18 protein-coding genes are annotated in these 19,328 nt (G+C 36.2%); 5 read left to right on the forward strand and 13 right to left on the reverse strand.

Annotated elements, in window-relative coordinates; all coding sequences use genetic code 11:
* Window positions 1-264 precede the first annotated feature (264 nt).
* The 10 genes from PVK63_RS13105 to PVK63_RS13150 form a co-directional block, all read right to left on the reverse strand.
* Window positions 265-2,232 carry a sensor domain-containing diguanylate cyclase gene (locus PVK63_RS13105; protein ID WP_130087634.1) on the reverse strand — a complete coding sequence of 656 codons (1,968 nt, stop codon included), beginning with the start codon at window positions 2,230-2,232 and terminating at the stop codon, window positions 265-267.
* Window positions 2,229-2,759, reverse strand: coding sequence for a YfiR family protein (locus tag PVK63_RS13110; RefSeq protein ID WP_165371206.1), 531 nt, complete (start codon window positions 2,757-2,759; stop codon window positions 2,229-2,231). Before PVK63_RS13110 ends, PVK63_RS13105 begins: the two co-directional genes overlap by 4 nt.
* Complete coding sequence (locus PVK63_RS13115; RefSeq protein WP_130087632.1) at window positions 2,749-4,827, reverse strand: TonB-dependent receptor plug domain-containing protein; 2,079 nt, start codon at window positions 4,825-4,827, stop codon at window positions 2,749-2,751. Before PVK63_RS13115 ends, PVK63_RS13110 begins: the two co-directional genes overlap by 11 nt.
* A 503-nt stretch (window positions 4,828-5,330) precedes the next feature.
* Window positions 5,331-5,867 (reverse strand): molybdopterin adenylyltransferase, encoded by a 537-nt coding sequence (gene mog / locus PVK63_RS13120; RefSeq protein WP_130046092.1) that lies wholly within the window; start codon window positions 5,865-5,867, stop codon window positions 5,331-5,333.
* Between the two features lie 78 nt (window positions 5,868-5,945).
* Complete coding sequence (locus PVK63_RS13125; protein ID WP_130087631.1) at window positions 5,946-7,106, reverse strand: conjugal transfer protein TraF; 1,161 nt, start codon at window positions 7,104-7,106, stop codon at window positions 5,946-5,948.
* Between the two features lie 167 nt (window positions 7,107-7,273).
* Complete coding sequence (locus tag PVK63_RS13130; protein ID WP_207215680.1) at window positions 7,274-7,429, reverse strand: YoaH family protein; 156 nt, start codon at window positions 7,427-7,429, stop codon at window positions 7,274-7,276.
* On the reverse strand, window positions 7,426-8,337 hold the full coding sequence (locus tag PVK63_RS13135) for a DUF2861 family protein (protein WP_242511076.1): 912 nt from the start codon (window positions 8,335-8,337) through the stop codon (window positions 7,426-7,428). The genes PVK63_RS13130 and PVK63_RS13135 overlap by 4 nt, the downstream gene beginning before the upstream one ends.
* A 5-nt stretch (window positions 8,338-8,342) precedes the next feature.
* On the reverse strand, window positions 8,343-8,999 hold the full coding sequence (locus PVK63_RS13140; protein WP_130087630.1) for a response regulator transcription factor: 657 nt from the start codon (window positions 8,997-8,999) through the stop codon (window positions 8,343-8,345).
* On the reverse strand, window positions 8,974-10,419 hold the full coding sequence (gene vxrA, locus PVK63_RS13145; protein ID WP_130087629.1) for a sensor histidine kinase VxrA: 1,446 nt from the start codon (window positions 10,417-10,419) through the stop codon (window positions 8,974-8,976). Before vxrA ends, PVK63_RS13140 begins: the two co-directional genes overlap by 26 nt.
* 82 nt (window positions 10,420-10,501) lie before the next feature.
* Window positions 10,502-10,753, reverse strand: a complete 252-nt coding sequence (locus PVK63_RS13150) for a hypothetical protein (RefSeq protein WP_130048101.1) — start codon at window positions 10,751-10,753, stop codon at window positions 10,502-10,504.
* A 125-nt stretch (window positions 10,754-10,878) separates the two neighbouring features.
* Between PVK63_RS13150 and PVK63_RS13155 the strand changes: the two genes are divergently transcribed.
* Complete coding sequence (locus PVK63_RS13155; protein WP_130087628.1) at window positions 10,879-11,850, forward strand: coproporphyrinogen III oxidase; 972 nt, start codon at window positions 10,879-10,881, stop codon at window positions 11,848-11,850.
* A gap of 56 nt (window positions 11,851-11,906) precedes the next feature.
* Here PVK63_RS13155 and PVK63_RS13160 read toward each other — a convergent pair whose 3' ends face one another.
* The gene (locus tag PVK63_RS13160; protein WP_130046085.1) at window positions 11,907-13,619 is read right to left on the reverse strand and encodes an SgrR family transcriptional regulator; all 1,713 of its coding nucleotides are present in this window, start codon (window positions 13,617-13,619) and stop codon (window positions 11,907-11,909) included.
* A 128-nt stretch (window positions 13,620-13,747) separates the two neighbouring features.
* Here PVK63_RS13160 and PVK63_RS13165 point away from each other — a divergent pair, with 128 nt between their 5' ends.
* From PVK63_RS13165 to ppnP, 3 genes are all read left to right on the forward strand, one after another.
* Window positions 13,748-14,545: a helix-turn-helix domain-containing protein gene (locus tag PVK63_RS13165; protein ID WP_165371205.1), complete on the forward strand. Its 798-nt coding sequence runs from the start codon at window positions 13,748-13,750 to the stop codon at window positions 14,543-14,545.
* Window positions 14,546-14,605: 60 nt separating this feature from the next.
* Window positions 14,606-15,427 (forward strand): phosphate ABC transporter substrate-binding protein, encoded by an 822-nt coding sequence (locus tag PVK63_RS13170; RefSeq protein ID WP_130048105.1) that lies wholly within the window; start codon window positions 14,606-14,608, stop codon window positions 15,425-15,427.
* 67 nt (window positions 15,428-15,494) lie between these two features.
* Window positions 15,495-15,776, forward strand: a complete 282-nt coding sequence (gene ppnP, locus PVK63_RS13175) for a pyrimidine/purine nucleoside phosphorylase (RefSeq protein WP_130087626.1) — start codon at window positions 15,495-15,497, stop codon at window positions 15,774-15,776.
* A 95-nt stretch (window positions 15,777-15,871) separates the two neighbouring features.
* Here ppnP and PVK63_RS13180 read toward each other — a convergent pair whose 3' ends face one another.
* Window positions 15,872-17,254 carry a DEAD/DEAH box helicase gene (locus PVK63_RS13180; protein ID WP_130045872.1) on the reverse strand — a complete coding sequence of 461 codons (1,383 nt, stop codon included), beginning with the start codon at window positions 17,252-17,254 and terminating at the stop codon, window positions 15,872-15,874.
* Window positions 17,255-17,439: 185 nt separating this feature from the next.
* On the opposite strand from PVK63_RS13180, the gene PVK63_RS13185 reads away from it, so the two are divergent.
* Complete coding sequence (locus PVK63_RS13185) at window positions 17,440-18,267, forward strand: DUF2797 domain-containing protein (protein ID WP_130087625.1); 828 nt, start codon at window positions 17,440-17,442, stop codon at window positions 18,265-18,267.
* A gap of 102 nt (window positions 18,268-18,369) precedes the next feature.
* Here the strand turns inward: PVK63_RS13185 and PVK63_RS13190 are convergent, their stop codons facing one another.
* A complete protein-coding gene (locus PVK63_RS13190) occupies window positions 18,370-19,317 on the reverse strand; it encodes an OmpA family protein (RefSeq protein ID WP_130087624.1) in 948 nt (315 codons plus the stop codon).
* Window positions 19,318-19,328 lie beyond the last annotated feature (11 nt).

A 19,328-nucleotide genomic window follows, 5' to 3' on the forward strand; every position in this document is an offset into this window, starting at 1 on the left:
TTTAAAAATAAAAAACCAAGATAATCGCAATGATTATCTTGGTTCACATAGATATAAAATTGTTTAAAAAAGGGATATCTATATTATTTTACTTGTTCAGCTTTTTCTTTCTTTACCATAATTGCACCAGCAATAACAAATGCAACTAATAATAAAATTTCCATTAATCTATCCTATCTATTGTTTAAAAAGTGCTTTACCTGAGTAATATATCATCAATTCAGATAAGGTAAATAGTTTTTTCTAACATTTATACACATTCTGTCACACTTCATAAAATATATACTGCCCTTTACCGGAAAGTTTCGCTTCATACATTGCTTGATCAGACTCCTTCAGCACGTAATCAATATCCTTTTCCTCATTGTAATAAGCGATGGTTACCCCAATACTAACCCCAACAGACAAAGTGATCCCTTTATAAGCGATTGGTTTTTGAATTGATTCTATTACTCGACTTGAAAGTTCTGCTAGTTGCGTTTTATCTTGCACTGGCTCAATAAAGAGAACAAATTCGTCACCGGCTAATCGGCAAGCAAGATCCCCTTTTCTCACTGCATTTTCTAAACGTTTTGCAACAACTCTTAATACTTCATCACCAGCATCATGCCCATAGGTATCATTAACTAATTTAAAGCCATCTAGATCTAGGTAACATAAGCCAAACTGACCCGTAGTGAGTTTGTTTTTCTCAATCGTCTGATTTGCTGATTTATAAAACTTAGAACGATTAGGTAAACCAGTTAACGTATCGTGATGAGCAAGGTAATACAAACGATCTCTTTCTTTTGCGTCACTTAAGTTACTGAAAATAAAAATGTAGCTATTTTGGCCGTTTTGTTCATCATCTTTTATCTTACTTGCTTTAATATATAAAGGTAATTCCACACCATTTTTATCTTTTTCTAGCACCTCACCATGCCATTGACCAAAGCGTTCAATTGACTCTGCAAGCAAATTTGTTGAAGTAGTAAAGTGCTTACCATCAAATAGCTGAGTCATTGATAATCTGATTAAGTCATTTAATTCATAACCAAACATTTCTGTAAATGCAGGATTCATTAACGTTAAATTACCTAATGCATCAAAAATTAGTACTCCATCTTGGCTATTTTTAAATACATTTGCAGCCAATTTCTGTTGCGTGCGGTTTTGTATTACTTCAGTTACATCCATAATCGAAAATAACAATTGTTCTTTATTGGGTAAGACACGAGTTGTTATCTGTAACGTCGAGTCCTGTTTTGTTTGAATTAATAGATCATCAACCTCTTGGCATTGTGTAATGATCTCTTTAAGCTTACCTTCTTCCTGTGCATTGATAATATCCAGTAAAAATACATCGCTAAATTCATCATCTAGCTTTTCTGGAAATAGTTTTTTTGATGCGTCATTAGATAATAGGATTTGTCCGTTCTTTTTATTAATAGCAAAAAGACCATGTTGAACTGCCGTGATAATTTGCTTACCAAAATCTCGTTCTTGCTCAACTTTATCTAATACAAAGTTAAGCTGCTTCTGACGCTCTTCCAGTTTGTCAGCCATTTTATTAAAGGATAAAGTTAAATCCCCTAGCTCATCGCTTGTTGCCACATTAGGACGTTGGCCAAACTCCCCCCTAAGAATGATCCCTTGCATTGCATCATTCAAATTAACGACAGGTGTAATTACCCATTGTTGTATTTTAGCTATGAAAATATAGCTAAAGATAATAATGAGTCCAAATAAGGAAAACGCCACTCGCATTGCGGATAATCTTGTCTCATTTAACCCTTCTTTTGATACAATTAGACGGATTTTAGCGATCACTTCGTTATCAAGAAAAATTGGGATAAGTATATAGATTGCATCTTCTCCAAGAGCATAACCATTCTTTGCAATTTCTAATTGAAGCGTTCGATTTGGGGCTTTTGCAACTAATCCATCTTTCCGATATTCAGCAAATAATCGCCCATCACTTTTGAGTAATAGAGCTTGCAAAATCTCTTTATCAGCACTAAATGCATGAAGAACTTCAGAAGCTGTTATTTCATCATCAAACAATAATGCGGCTTGTAAGTTAACACTGACGCCATTAGATAAAACTTTTATTCTATCGATTAAATTCGTTTGCTGCACTTGGTAAGTGTTAACATAATTATAACCTTGAAGAATAATAAATAAGCTGAAAATGAACGCAATAAGCGGTACCGCTAAGCGCTGTCGTAAAGAGGCTTTTTCTATCCAATTCATTTGTTATTTCCTTCCTCAATAATTGAGATACGAAGTAACTGAGAACTTATCTTAAAGGACGTATTTTCAAGATTATCCAGGTTAATGATAGGTTTTACTTTACCGTCAACTTGCCTTAATTCGATCATACCGCGTTCATGCGTGAAATTTTTCTTACCGCTAATGGTTAAGATATTTTCAGCCATTGCTTGTAACTCGCTTGGCTTAGTATTCTTATTTGCAATATAGATATCACATTGATTTGCTGTATCTTCACCGCTGGTTTTAATATTAACGTTTCGACCTTGAATACGTTTATCTGTAGATATTTTAATTAAGGTTTGAACCACAGGATCAAAAGACTCACCACAAAATGTTAAAGGTGATTCGAGTGGCTTATTCGTCCACTGTATAAAGTTTGCAATTCTAAAGATATAAACCGCTTCGATTTGATGGGCCTGATAAGCAGCTTGAGACTGAACAGGCAGACAGTAACCAATAAGAAAGAGCAGAAGATACGAAAGTAGTTTCGGCTGTTTAAAACTCATACGAAACCCTGCCATAGATAGATTGCTCGGTTTCATAGGCGTTACATTGATCATAATAGATATTAGTATTTAGTTCGCATTTACTCGACATTCCAATATTTTTTACCATCACTTCTACAAGTGGTGCATTTTCATGTTTTTTCCAACCAATACGAGAATCTAAAGATATTAAGTTATCAACATCATACACGAATTGGTTGCTATCACTCGTATAGTCGATATCTTTATAGTTCACAACAAAGTCCCACTGAATGCTATTTGTTACTTGCCACAATAATTGGTTTGAAAGCATATTTTGATGATTTATTTCGAAGTAATCATCAGAGCCAGACGCATTTGAATCACCCTGCACCCTATCTTGTGAAAATGAAAGATAGCTATAACTGGTATAATTTTTTAGCGAAGAATTGATATCCCATTCGATAGCTACCTCTGCACCATAAGTTTGAGCTTCGTAATCATCGTTAAATTCATAGAGATCATAATAATTACCAATCCCATCATTAAGGTACCCTATATAGTCGTGGCCACGAACATTGTTATACGAACTTGAATATGCGGTTAAATCCATATTGACGTTAGTACCTTCAAAGCGGTAGCCAGCATCAATAGTTATAACACTCTCATTATCTAGACTTGTAGACGGTAAATAAGCGGAAACACCATCATAAAAATTGTTTTCATAAACATAACTATAATAGTTTGTATAAGTAGATTTTTGCTCAAAATAAGAGGGGGTTACCACTGCCCGACCTACACCAAACCATATTTTTTGACTGGCAGAGATCGAATATAAACCTCGTATCTGTGGGGAAACCTCAAAATAATCATTAAGCGTAAAGTATTCGGCTTTTGCACCAACTTGAATCATAAATTGTTCAGTAAAATTATAGTCAATTTGAGCATAGACATTACTGGTTGTATCGCTTGATATAGGATCGCTTGAGTAGCGATTATATATATCAACATGACTCACATCATAATTACTTGAATCTTGTAATTTAATATTGATATGCCTCAAACCACCACCAATTAAGATCGTTACATCTGAACCATACTGTAAGGTATAAACTGAATCTAAATCAATCGTATTGAATTCTCCGTGAGCATCGGGAGAGTTGTCTTTGTCTTGCCAATACCATAAATTAGTTTGCCATTGAGAATTAGCTAATTCGATTGTGTGATTAACTTGCCCGTAAAGTGAAGAGCTATCAACGCTTTTGTAACTATCATCATACTGCCTATTAAGATCACTCATATCAACAGTATACCAATCATAATATTGTGCTGACTTTTCTCCGCCAAAAGCTAGCATCCAAGATGAATTACCCTCTTCGATATCAAATTTTACTCCGGCGGTTTGTATTGAAATCGTATTTACTTTGTCACTTTCATATTGACTCTGAAACTTATCAATTACGCTAAAAGTATCTTTAGCTTTATAAAAGGCTCTTGCTGTGGTGTTATCATTAAACTGCAATCCATGACGTACAGAAGCTTCTTTATAGCCATGTTGCCCATACGCGATTTGGCCATAAGTGCCTAACGTCTCTTTAGTCGATTTTGTGATGATATTAATAACACCATTAACCGCATTACCACCCCAAATCGTTCCTGCTGGGCCTCTAATAATCTCAATTCGTTCGATATCGGCAAGAATGTAGTCGATGTTTTCCCAGAATGCGCCACCATACATTGGGCTAAATACACTCCGGCCATCTATCATCACGAGCATTTTATTAAATAAGCCATCATGAAAGCCACGAGAAGATACAAAGTCGTTAGACTCATTAAATTGACTAACTTCGATACCAGGAGCAAGAGATAGTGCATCTGCTATTGTTTTTGCACCACTACGTACAATTCGTTCGTTAGATATAACGTAAATAGCTGCAGGAATTTCTGAGATATGCTGCTCTCTCTTAGAGGCACTGGTTACACTTACTTCTAACATAGAAAGGTCTTCCAAGCTCATTAACATCAATGCACTAAGATCTTCGTCATTAGCAAAAACGAAAGAAGACGTGAGAAACAATGAGGAATATAAAGAGAGAGTACTGAATCTCATAATATGGTTTGCCGTTTATCTTAATTAATAGAAGTATAACTTAAAGTACAATATACAGTTAGAATACTTTGATAATAATTATTTAACAAGGTGATCTACATATCATTTCAAATAAGTATAAAACAAACACAAATGCAGTGCGAAGCGACATGATACGAAACTTGATAACGTTATCCTCCTAAATCCACAAATTAACGCTATCTTTGTTGTTATTCTCAACACAAAACATAATTATGAAAAGTTGTTACTACCCCTTGTTATTGACGATGCTCTCTTTTCCAAGTGATGCTAAATCTGTAAAAAAATATTATAAAGAACATCAATCAAAACGATGCGAAACCCTTACACGGACATTAACGCACGTAAATAAAGTATTAAGCTTTAGTGAAGGAAAGGAGTATAAGGAAAAGCTAAAAGAGAAAAAAGCATTGAAGAAATTGCGAAAAGAGAAAAGCTGTTAAAAAGCCAACTGGGGAGTTTACAGTTGGCTCATTGTTTACGTATTATTTTGCTTTTGGTCTAAAAGGCTTAATAACATCTTCGTTACATTCAAGAAATGGCCCTTCCATTAGATCAATGCAATACGGAATTGCTGGGAATACCGCATCTAAACATTCACGAATGGATTTTGGTTTACCTGGTAAATTTACAATTAAAGAATCTTTACGCAGACCTGCCGTTTGACGTGACAAGATAGCAGTAGGAACAAATTTTAATGACTCTGCACGCATTAACTCACCAAAACCAGGCATCATGCGATCACACACAGCTTCGGTTGCTTCAGGTGTAACATCACGCTTAGCAGGGCCAGTACCACCCGTTGTAACAACTAAGCAGCAACCTTTCTCGTCTGTAAGTTCAATCAGTGTTTTTTCAATCACATCTTGCTCATCAGGGATAACTACGTACTCCGGTTCCCATTCAGAGGTAAGGTAATCATTCAATGTAGCAATGATTGCAGGACCTGAAATGTCTTCATAAATACCAACACTTGCACGGTCGCTTACCGTAACAATGCCAATTTTCGCTTTTTTAGTCATAGTTAATTTCTTATTGAAGTAAGGTAACCCTATTATTACAAGTGGTTACCTATTTTTCTACTAAAAAGACAAATTGGATTAGTATTCGTAAGCCATATTTAGTGATACACCATAAGTTGAATCAATAGAGTAGATAGCAGCTAAATCAAAATGGAACATATTTAATGGTGAAAAACCAATACCCGCGGTAAAGGCATCGTCGTAAGTTCCAGCTAGGTCTTTCTTGTAACCACCACGTAATTGAATTTGATATAATAAATCGACTTCAGCACCCGCTCTGAACATTTGAACATTATCATCCAAACCAACAAAACGCTCCTGCTCATTCAAATCCATATCAGCGGTTAAGATAAAGTAGTTGGTCATAAATGCCACACCAGCTGTGTATGTTGGTGTTAGCTCATAGTTATATTGGTGATATTTATTAGAATCAATAGGATCTTGTATTTTTTTCGTTTCAATTTCATTTTTTATTAAATTTTTACCTGCAGCAGCAAAACGCCAAGGCCCATAAAACCAAACGGCACCAACATCAACATTAAAGGCATTATCTGTTGTTTTGTTTTTATCAAAATCTTTAAAATCAAAATTATTAATTGCGGCTACATGAGTATAAGTAAGATAACTTTGAATTTTAGGTGTTATGCCTATCGTCATATTTTGACCTAAGAAATTCGTGTAGCCTGCAAAAGCCACCCCAGCCTCCATCAAGCCTAAACTAACCGTACTCATTGTAGTATTATTTGCTACAGCGATAGGATCAGATAAGTCAGTGGTATTAACATTAGGCAATGTCACGCCTTCCATTGACATTTTTGCATAAAAAGCAGTAGAGAGGTAACGATTTGGTATTGCAACTGCCGCGGCGGCACCAAGGTTAAAACTGAGCGCATCACCATTTAAATTGCGTAAACCTGATTCAATTTCTCTTTCAGCATTGACCGGATCACTTGGGAGCTTATCAAGCCCTTTTTTTATTTGATCAACATCATCAATAATGCCACCACGATCCATCACCTGAAAACCAAAACTTGGTAATAATAGGCCGGCATCATCTTTACGGCTGTAGATAGCGATTAAAGCAGGGTTATAAAAAACACCAGTAAGATAATCCGCAGACGCTGTACCTGCACCACCCATTGCATCAGTACGACCATCAACACTGTAATTGGTTGCCTGTAGCTGAGTTGAGGTTGCTGCTGCGCAAGAAAGTAAGCCAATTTTCATCCACTGTTTCATTTTTTATAACCTAATAGAAATACTTAAGTACGGTATCGGCTTAAGAAAAGCTAACTTTAGGTAAATTTACGCTTTCATTTATTTTAATGATGAATAAGGTGGGAGATAAGTAAAATTTGAATAGTTAACGTAGTGAAAAGCCGAGATCATATGATCTCGGCTTTTTATTATTTCTTCGCTTTCTCTGCTATTTCAGCTCGGATCTGATCAGAAATGATTTTAATGGCTTCACCACTGCTAACGCCTTGACGCATTAATTCTTGGATCTTTTCTACCGCTTGTTGTTGCTCTTCATGAGTTAACGTTGGTAAATCTAACATCAGTTACTCTCTACAGTTTCTGTGACATCAAAATTGATGACTTTGGTTATGGCTTGTATTTCTTGAATCGATATTGGGCCTTGGAAACGTTTATGATTAAACGACACGCTTAAAATATAACTTCCTGGTAGCACATTGGTTTTAGGAAGACTTTGTGGGAATTGTTCATCATAGAACTTCTCCCACAATTTTATGTATTCACTATCTTGATGGTCATAAATCCCAATCGCCATTTCTGGTAATGGGCAATTTGACTTTAATAATCCAGTTTGCGTAGTTTTCCACTTATCTTTTCCTAACCACGATACCGTCATTTCTGTTTTCGGTGTATTCAATATAATCCACGATTCCCATTTAGTACTCTCTTTATCGTCCGCAGTTATAATGAGTTTATATAACCCATTTTTAACTCGATTATTGAGCGATTCACTGGCGTAGGTATATTGTTTTATCTTCTCGTCTTGCGTCGGAGTTATGCTTATCGACGGGTTAGTTAATTGCTCTTCATCCGGCCATTTAATGAAAGACAGTGATGATATTGTCTTTTTACTATCAAACTGAACTAATAATCGATGATGTAATCGACCCGGACTTTGAATAATCATTCGTTGAACACTCAACGAATTTAACCAATTAGGGATAACAATAGTTGATAAATCACGGCCACAATTTTTCGTGCTGACCGCACCAATCAATTTATCAATATTATGGTTCACATTGTTATCTGTCGAACTCTGTAAGACTTCAATCGCGGTTTCAAATCCCTTTAAAGAATCGCCTTCTAAAAATTGTTTATGGGCACTATACAACGCAGATTGCTCATTAAACCAATCTTTTGCAACGACATTAGTACCCATAAATACTAAACAAAAAAAACCAATGGCTGTGGCAATTTTTCGCTTAATCATCATCAGAATTACGCTTTCATTTTATAGCCAACACCACGTAAGGTTTCGATATCTATCCCTACGATTTTTTGGCGAAGTTGTAAAATATGCGTATCAACAGTACGTGTTGTTGGGAAATGGTTGTAACCCCATACTTGATCCAGTAATTCATCACGAGTAAATACTTTTCCTAAATTTGATGCGAGGAAAAGCAAAAGGTCAAACTCAGTTCGAGTTAAAGTCACATTTTCACCAGAGTTAACTACGTCTCTTGTTGAAGTATCAATCGATAAATTACCTACGTTTAACTGTGTTTTTGCCTCATCAGATTCTGGAGAGCGTAAATGCGCACGCAAACGAGCCAATAATTCTGCTTCAGCAAAAGGTTTGGTTAAATAATCATTAGCGCCTGAATCAAGCCCTGTTACTTTATCGCGAACAGACACTAATGCCGTTAGCAAAATAACTGGAACATCTTTTATTTGTTTCCATTGAGGTAGCCAAGTCAGTGAGTCGCCCTCAGGTAGCTGACGATCAAGGATAACAATGTCAGCTTCCGCCCATAAACTTGATACATTCGTTGCATTTTCAGAATGCAAGCATCGATACCCTGCTTCTTCTAGGCTAACTACAAGACCATCTGCTAAGTTTTTATCATCTTCAACAAGTAGGATTGTCTGTTTCACACGGTATCTCCAATATAAATGTCGTTGGGGGACCTTGAAGTGTCATGGTTCCACCCATTCTTTTAATCATTGACTCAACAATGGTTAGACCTAAGCCTAGCCCTGCCTTACTAACAAAAGGGGTTTTTAATTCTTTCCAATTTGCTTTTGTTAATTGTCCGCCATCAATGACTTCAATTTTTAAATGTTTATTTGCTACAGTAACGGTCAAAAGTACAGGCTCAATCCCATATTTATGAGCATTACTAATTAAGTTGTCAATACAATTCCCCAGCCAGTAAATATTTACTTTTATCGCTGAGTCCTTATTTATCTTAAATTCTACAGGCTTACTATACTCCATACAGCGATAACTTAACCATTCTTCAACAGAAGGGATCCACTCTGTTGAAAGGCCTTTGTCATCAGACTGTAAATAATCTTTACTTGCTTCTGCCAGTTGTCTTAATCGTCGAGAATCTTCGCATAATCGTCTAAATTCATCATAAAGTGACTCGGGCAGTGATTCAAATTGCCTTCTAAATCCTTCAACTGTCAATCCCAAGCTAGCAATTGGTGTACGTAATTCATGCGTAAGTATCTGTAAAACCAACATACGGCTTTTCATCTCTCGACGCTTACCGTTCCATTGAGATATCCCCCAACCTATTGCAAGTGATAAGTTAGCAAAAACAAGAAATAGCACTATATATGAAAGTGTTTGAGAATTACTCTCATCTTTCCAACAGACATTCCCATTTTTTACGTAACAGTTATCTCCCTGTTCAAACACTGACATATCTAAGTCAAATTTGTCTAAGTACTTTAATTTTAGCTCCATCGGATAAAGGTAATAACGACTTCCTTTTCTTATCCAAAGTAACTTATCGGCAATGATCGTATCAGAGCCACTGATAATCGCTCTTATTGCCTTATCATCCATTTTTTGAAGATGATGCAATAAGGTTCCTTCTTGCGCTAATGGACGCTCTTTAATATGCATATATTGTTCTAGCTCACCTAATTTCTTAGGATACTGATCAACATAACGATAAGCATATGAGCCACCTCCAGGATGAATCATTCCTGAACGCGCAAACCAACTATTAGGTAATGTGATCCCTTTACATATAGCCCGGATCAGCACCAAAGGCTCACCAACAAGTGGGCTTACCGGCCAAGGTCCAGTACAAGTACGGGCATTTTTATAAAGCTGTTGTAACTGCTTAAATGGGTAAGACGCCGTTTGCGGCAAGAGTGTATCAGGGGACAATAATACTGTAGGATATTCTTTTTGTATCAGGCGAATGTCATAAATCTCAACAGCCTGCTGTTTTTTAAACGCTTTTTTAAAGCTGTCAATTTTCGTAGCTAAACTCTCGGCATGTAAAGAAGAGCTAATTAACAGTAATAAAGAAAGGAGAAAGCGTTTATTTATCAACGGTGAATCCTGTGGTTAATGTAAAAATAAAGATCAATTTAATCAGTATATTATAAATCAATCGGAATACGAACCGTTTATCTTACTTCACCATTACTTTTCCGCCAATCATCTTATATGCAGGGGTCCCCTTGATTAAAGTTTCTCGAGCGAAGACACCTTTACAATTAGGACAAATACAAGTCTCATTAGTATAGTTTTCAACAATACGCTCAATAAAGCACTTAATTAATGCGCCTTTACCGCCTTTTCTATATTTAAAAAGGATTGTTCTGCACTTATCACAATAGATTTGAACTGTTTTTGTTGGACCTTTTTTATTTGGCTTTGCCATACCTTTCAATTATCCATGGTTGCGATCAACAAAGATTTTACTTTACACTGGAGTTACAATCCAACCAAATAAGTAATTGATTGATTGTTCTTATTTGTTAATTTGCTGTATATAAAGGATCGTCCATGCGAACTTATGCTCAACACCCCCAAGCTAAAGAAGCTCTACTCCTTCTTAATGAGCTGCAATCTTACTTTAAAGATGAATTGATAAAAGCAAGCGAGCTCTCAACTCAACCTTCTGAGTTTATTTCTGTGGAATGGTTACGCGATCAAGGTTTACATGGCGGAGGAAAACGCTTTGAAGCGATTGAAGGAGGAATTTTCAACCGAGCGTCAATTAATGTCTCTCAAATTCATTATGAAGACGATACGACAAAGCATTACGACAGTGCGACAGCGCTTTCTACAATTATCCACCCTGCCAACCCATCACTGCCTTCAGTTCATATGCACTTTAGCTGGACAATATTAAAAGATGGTTCCAGCTACTGGCGAATTATGGCAGATCTAAACCCTTCTCATTTTAATAAAGACGATAAAGAATATTTCGATCAAACCCTAAAAGTTGCCGCTAAAGCGTATTATTCACAAGGCACTAAAGCAGGAAATCACTATTTTGATATTCCAGCATTAAAAACACGTCGCGGTGTCAGTCACTTTTATTTAGAAGGATTTAATCCTACCGAAGAAAGTGGTGAGACATTCACTCGTTACTTTGCACGCAATGTTATGGACACCTATGTTCATATTCTAAAATCCCACTTGATTAGTCAGGTAGCCCCCTCAGTAGAACAACGTCAGCAACAATTGAACTACCATACTTTATATTTTTATCAAGTGCTTACTTTAGATAAGGGAACAACCGCTGGATTATTAGTACATAACCAAAATGATGTTGGTACGCTAGGGTCTCTGCCTTCTCATATTAATCGTAACTTACTTCAAAATTGGCAAAAATGCTCTCCTGAGCCAATTAACGAATTAGTCAGTGCTCTTTTAACTGTATTACCTGATGACAAAGTTTGCCCGATAACCATTGAGGTTAAAGCAAAGTTAGCGCAAGCGATTCGTGAATTTAATCATCGAAAAATGTAAACTACATTAGCTTTATTTAACGCCATTGGTCAGTTTTCAATGGCGGTAATAAACAATTAATTTATTTCTGGTTTTATCCATACGGTTTCAAAATCAAACCAACCTAATCCATTGCATGATGCATTTTGAATACTGTTATTTGCATTTTCACTTATTCCCATCCAACCATGGAAAAGAGGTAAAATTTGATCGCTATTGACTAGATAACGACAAATTTCGTTCACAGGAAAGTGGTTTTCTGATGAAGATTGCCAATTATCAATGAGCATTGTTATTTGAATAAAATCCTCTTCCGGCGTCGCTCTTTCTATTTCATTAAACGCAAATAACCACGATAGCAAAGCTTCTGGGCATTGGGTTCCAAGACTCATACCTCTAAGCCACATATCAATAGATTGCGTTTTTTCTTCACACAATAAATCTAATGTATCAAACGGATGCATTTTTAAAACAATGCCATCAAGTGCTAAACGTTGCTCTATTGCTTTACCTAACAATGGGTATAACGGGTGCTCTTTTTCGTAACCAAGATGAACTACGCTCCCTTTCGTCGGCAAAGTAAATGGGACTTTTGGCCGATTAAGACAGTGCTGTAATCCAGGTAATAAGCCATAGGCATTAAATAAACCAATCCCATTCATTTGTGAATTTTGAAGTTCATTAAGCAGCATTAATGGAGTAATGACTTGTGACAGATACGCTTGCCAATTTTTATCTTTTGCAACCCCTGTTTTACGATTGAACAATAGATAACTACACCCTTTATCTACATCGACTTTTTCACCATAAGAAGAATAAGACTCTGGCCCTTCACTTACTTCTAACCCGAGTTTTAGCTGTATTGGTGCAACTTCAGGTAAAGTCCAAACCTCAACCGAATCAATTAATGGTCTATAACCAAAATAATGCTCATTAGCGGTTAGAATTAATTTTTTATCCGTATTCTCACTTATCTTATAAGGTCCAGTGCCAATAGGATATCGGCTGTAATCCTGTTGTGTATGAGCCGTAGTTGGAATAATTTTCGCGTTAAACTGTGCAAGTTTTGATGCAAAATGATGATCGCTTTTAGATAAAGCAAAATCAATAATATTAAGGCTTGGGCTGCTTACACTGTGAATATGAGCAAACACAAAGTTCGACTTAAGCGCTAAAAACGTCTCTTTAATATCCTCGAACGCTAATAACTTTCCGTCATGAAAGCTAATACTTGGCCTAATATAAAATCTCCAATGAGTAGGAGAAAGCATTTCCCAATGGTGAGCGATATCTCCCTCAATATCTCCTGCTTTATTCCATTGCGTTAGTCCATTAAAGATTTGCTGAACAAGGTGCTGCTCTGAACGGCGAATGGCAAGAGATGGCTTAAGTATGTGTAATTGACGATAATAAGGCAGCTTAACGACTTGCTTCCCTTTTTCATGAGAAACGCCTAGCGCATTATTAATCAGATCTAATAACGCATCTTGGTTACCATCAAGCAATTCAAGAGCTACATCTAGCTTTCCTTCTTCAATGTTTTGTCTAGCTAACGATAAATACACCGTATCAGGCGTAGAAATGAACTCTAAAATAGAGCTTTTTCCTCTTCCTACTGCTGGGTTCCAAATGATCCATTTTTCATCAGACATTTTTTTAAGAACCATACGTGTATTTCGACGAGTACAACATAACAAATCGGCAATATCATCAATTTGAACGCCTGAATCATTATTATTATAATGCGTATATAGTTTCTCAAATTGTGTACGTAAACGTGGACTACCCATAAAGCACCGTTGTGTTAGTTGATACTAGTCTTAGTTATAAGTTCAAATTCTGAGACTGTGAACTTATACTCTTGATTTTTCAATAAGTAAGTTTACACTAAATCTCGAGTATTTAGAGGAAATTCATCATGTCACCAATTGAATTACACCAATTTAACACCCAAACCCGAAGAAAATCTGATCGTTATCCAGTGGAACGAAATGGCGTATTTATTGTTAAATCAGGCCAATTTCATTACTGTGATAAATCAGGCAAACCTATTACCCTTAATGCTGGTGATTTTTTACTTTACAGCTCTGGTGACATATCAAAAGTAAAAATGATTAATGAAAATGGTAATTTTAAAGCCGAATCATTAGTCATTGATGTCAGTCTTTTTCAAAAATTCATTGCTTATACCAATAACACCGCACATACGGCGTCAGACAGAGAGTCTTTCATTTTTACGCCTGAAAACACATCAGTAAATAAAATATTAGATCTTATAAAAAGCCAATTAGCGGAAGGCGCTACCGATGATTCACTTGAATTTATGGTGCTGGCTTTATTAAGTGAAATGGTGCATGAATATCCGGACTTAATTGCTTTTATACATCGTATTTCTATCCTAACCACCTCACAGCAATTGATTCAATATGTAGAAGATAATATTTCTGCCGATTTAACCATTGATGCTGTCGCACCGAAATTAGGAATGTCCGCATCAACACTCAAACGAAAATTGCAATCGGATAAACTTTCTTTTGCACATTTAGTTAAAGTGAAACGCATTAACTATGCCGCAACTCAATTGCGCATAACACGTAAAACCATCACTGAAATTGCCTATGAAACAGGATTTAAAACAGCTGCTCATTTTAGCACCTGCTTTAAGTCTGTTCATGGGAGGACTCCGAAAGAGTTTAGAGAATCTATACAACCTTAAGTGTCACATTGGTGTAACATTTTGACTTTATGATGCTTTTTTTTATTATGGATTTAGGTCATGTTTAAAGCACTCAGTTACACCACTTTTATCACGGGATTACTTTTTAGCTCAACCCTTTTTGCCGCCGATAACAATATGGTTATTGCAGGTTCGACCTCTGTTTCTACTTTATTAGAACCTTTTATTGAAGAGTATAATCAAGCAACCAAACCGTCCATTGATTTACAAAGCATTGGCTCTAGTGCTGGCATAACTATGTTGGAAAATAATATTGTCAGTTTAGCGATTAGCTCTCGTCAACTTACGCCTAAAGAAAAACTGTCTCTTTCTTCAAATCTTATCGCCTATGATGCAATTGCTATTATCACCCACCCAGATAATCCAATTAATAACCTTTCTGCTGATAATATATGGAAGATCTATCATGGAGATATTACTAACTGGAAACAAGTTGGTGGTGAAGACAAAGAGATTGCTGTTATAACAAGAGAAATAGCGTCAGGCTCTCGCTTTTCATTTGAGAAACACCTTAAACTAACCAAAGAAATTAACTCATTTACGGTTTCTGATATCAGCAAAAAAGCGATTGTTGTAAACGGTACAAGTATGGTTAAGAGTATTGTGGCACGTAACCCACACGCGATTGGTTATGTTTCTGCGGGATCGATTGGTGATCTAGCACAATTGCAAGTTGTTAAAATTAATGGTATTTCACCAAGCACAGAATCCATCTCTGATAAAAAATACCCTCTATCTCGCCCTTTCTTGTTTGTATATAAAAATGAAGACCTTCCTTCTGATTCACAAAAATTCATTGATTACATAAACTCAAAGCAATCAATTTCTAAAATAAAATCATTAGGTTATGTAAAAGAATAGTTGAAATAAAATAGCGAATAATTTATTGTGAAAATTAATACAGTCAGAATCACAACAAGGAAGAACCATGTTAACTGTAAATAGCTATTTTGAAGACAAAGTTAAATCAATTGGCTTTGTTCAAAAGAACAATTCAATTTCTGTTGGTGTTATGTTACCGGGTAACTATACTTTTGGAACAAATGCAGCAGAGAAAATGTCTGTAATCACAGGGGCTCTTACTATAAAGCGCTCTGCCGATGCTGATTGGGTAGTGTTTAGTTCTGGAGAAGATTTCTCAGTTGAAGGCAACTCTTCATTTGACGTTAAAGTTGAAGTTGAAACCGCATACTTATGTGAGTATTTATAATCACTAGAGTATACAAGTTACTCAGTAATTAATAAAAAAGCCAAGTGAATGAAGGTTCACTTGGCTTTTTATATTCTTAATGTATAAACAACGCTTTATTCGTCATCTACTACTAATTTTTTTGGCTTTTTCTTTGGCATAAACACTTGATCACCCACTGCTACGTTAGTGTGGAATGAATTATCACGTTTCTTCGCTGTTTTTGGCTTATGAGTTCCGCGTTTTGCTGTATTTTTCTTAGCATCTGCTTTCTTCACAAACGTACGTTTCTTCTTCGGTACAAGCCCTTTGAATTTGCCTTTTAGATCTTCAAATACAGAGAACGTTAATTCTTTTTGTAAGAAATTCTCTATACGCTTAAAGCTTTCCCAGTCTTTTGGCCCAACAAGAGAAATCGCTGTACCTTTCTTACCAGCACGCCCTGTACGACCAACACGGTGAACGTATTCTTCCATATGTTTTGGCATATCGAAATTGATAACGTGAGTTACGCTAGTTAAATCTAAACCACGCGAAGCAACATCTGTTGTCACTAGTATTTTATGTGCGCGACGCTCAAACTGGCTCATGATGTTATTACGAGCGGTTTGATTCATGTCACCACTTAATGCAACGGCTTTAAGGTTACGTTCGTTCAGTAAATTAGTTAAACGATCGGTATCAACACGTGTTGCTGTAAAGATCATGATTTGGAAGTATTTTTCCGTTTCAATGATTTTATCTAACAACGCTTGCTTATGATCTAAGTGATCACACAAGTAAAAGCTTTGCGTAATATCTGTATGCTCATCGGTAGATAAACCAACAGACACAAACTTAGGGTTATCCAACATGTTGCCTGCAAACTGAGTTACCGCATCATGATCTAACGTTGCAGAGAACATTAAAGTTTGACGACGACGATGGTTTGCTGCTTGGTGAATTTTTTGAAGATGATCTGCAAAACCTAAGTCAAGCATACGGTCAGCTTCATCAAGAATAAGCATTTCTAATCCATTTAAGAATAAAGATTGATGCTCTATGTGATCCGCTAAACGACCAGGAGTTGCTACGATAAATTTAGGGAATTTACGAAGTGCATTGACTTGATCATTAAAGTTTTCACCACCAGTGATCAATGCAGCATCGTACGTTAACCCGCCCAACATTGCACGTAGGTGCGTATATACTTGTTTTGCTAGTTCACGTGTTGGCGCTAAAATCACAGCTCGTGGATCATTTTTAGAAAACGACTTTGATTTTAGTGATTTATGAAGCATTGGTAATACAAACGCGAGTGTTTTACCTGACCCTGTTTTTGATGATGCAAGAATGTCTTTTCCTGCCATCGCAATAGGTACTGCTTTACGCTGAATTTCAGTTGGTTTTTTGATGTTCTGGTGAGCGAGATTTTTTAATAGGCGATTATCTAAACCTAAATCTTTAAATTGCAAAAGCTGCACTCCAATTTCGAGTATTATTGATGGATAACCAGTCATTCTGGTCTAATGAGGCGGAGTATAGCATAAGACTCCTTTAACCTTGCACATAATTCTTCATTTGGTCACTTACACTCACCCACCACTTTGCTACAATGCCTCAATAAACGATAAGATAGACAATATCTTTAATAATAAAAACATTCGATAATAAACATCTTTTATAATAAGTAGTAGAGAAGTCTATGAGCATTCAAATCACTGGAACAATAGCAAAAATGCGCGCATCCCTACTTGATGGCGCAGTACAATATCGTCTACCGGTAGGAGACGAAGAAGTCGAACTCAACACACTCATTGGTCAAACGCTGACATTAGCGCATACAGGCAATATTTTCTGTTGCTCTTGCGGTAAAAAAACAAAGAAAAGTTACTCTCAAGGTCACTGTTTTGTCTGTATGAAAAAACTGGCAAGCTGTGATATGTGCATTATGAAACCAGAAACTTGTCATTTTGCAGAGGGGACTTGTCGCGAACCTCAGTGGGGAGAAGCTAACTGCTTTGTTGATCATTATGTTTATCTATCAAACACTTCAAGTTTAAAGGTAGGTATTACTCGCCACACTCAAATCCCAACGCGCTGGATTGACCAAGGTGCAACACAAGGGTTACCTATTGCTAAAGTTAAGAACCGTTTAATTTCAGGATTAGTTGAAATTGAATTAGCAAAATTAATCGCAGATAAGACCAATTGGCGTACCTTATTAAAAGGCAATAATGAGCCATTAGCGCTAAAAGAAGCGGCATTAGAACTCCTTCCTCAAGTAGAAGAAGCCATTGCGAAAATTCAAGCTGAACACGGTGAAGATTCTGTTGAACTATTAGATGAAAATATTCTTGATATCGCATTCCCTGTTAATGAATTTCCAACCAAAATTGTCAGCCATAATTTTGATAAAAACCCTGAAGTTACTGGCGTATTAAATGGCATTAAAGGTCAATATTTACTGTTTGATACGGGTGTAATTAATATTCGTAAATTCGGGTCTTACGAAGTAACCGTGACCGCGTAACTTAATAAGGGCGTCCATTGTATAAATGAATGCCCTTCCTTCTCTTTCTTTTATATTATTCAGTTACTAAACATCCCTTTACGCATATCAGCCCCTAATGATCTATTCATTATTATTGATTGACTCATTCTTTTCAGTTTCAGTTAAAGATTCAATCTTCTCTTCAGGTAATGGACCTTCCTTAAAAACAACAAATGCACGACGGTTTTCAGCATTGGCTTTCAAAGAATGCTCTTCAACTATCGGATCATTTTCACCAAATGATTTTACTTCCCATACAAACTGCGTCGGATCTACTCTGGTTTTTAAGTATTCTTGTACCGCAATAGAGCGTTCTTTGGCTAGTTTCTCGTTATAACTTACAGAACCTTGATAATCTGTATGCCCCGCGATTAAAATTCGCCCTGTTAATCCTTCTAATTTTAAAGCTAATTTGTCTAACTCTACCTTATCTTTCTCTTTTAATATTGATTTATCAAAATCAAAATGGGATGCCATAGTGACGTAGACTTTACGCTTTGGCTCTGGTGGTAAACAAGCAGGGTTTGTCTCTTTTTCAACGGTTTGCTCAAACACTAAAAAAGCACGACGGTTAATCGCGTTTGCTTCTAATGTTTTCCCCTCTGCAATTGGTTTTTTCTCACCGTAGTATTTTATTTCCCACTCATAGTTTTCAGCATTAAGATTTTGCAGGAGGTAAGCTTTTATGGACTCAGCTCGTCTAAATGATAACTGCTCATTGTATTTTACTGAACCTTGATAATCAGTGTGACCAACAATCGCAACACGACCTTTTAATTTTTTAATTTCATTAATAAATTGGTTTAATGATGTATGATCCGCTTCCATTAATTCTGATTTATCGAACTCAAAATGCTCTGCCACAGCAACTTGAATTTCACGTTGAGGGACTAAACACTCTGCGATTAAAAACTTTTGAACTCGTTCATCGTATTTATCAATATTCTCTTGGCTAACATAGGTGTCTGTACTACACCCAAATACAGAAAGAAGAGTTAACCCAACCAGTAATTGTTTTTTTCTATTCATCTTCTCTTCCT

It is taken from the genome of Aliivibrio sp. S2TY2 (assembly GCF_028765525.1).
GTDB classification, from domain to species: Bacteria; Pseudomonadota; Gammaproteobacteria; order Enterobacterales; family Vibrionaceae; genus Aliivibrio; species Aliivibrio finisterrensis_A.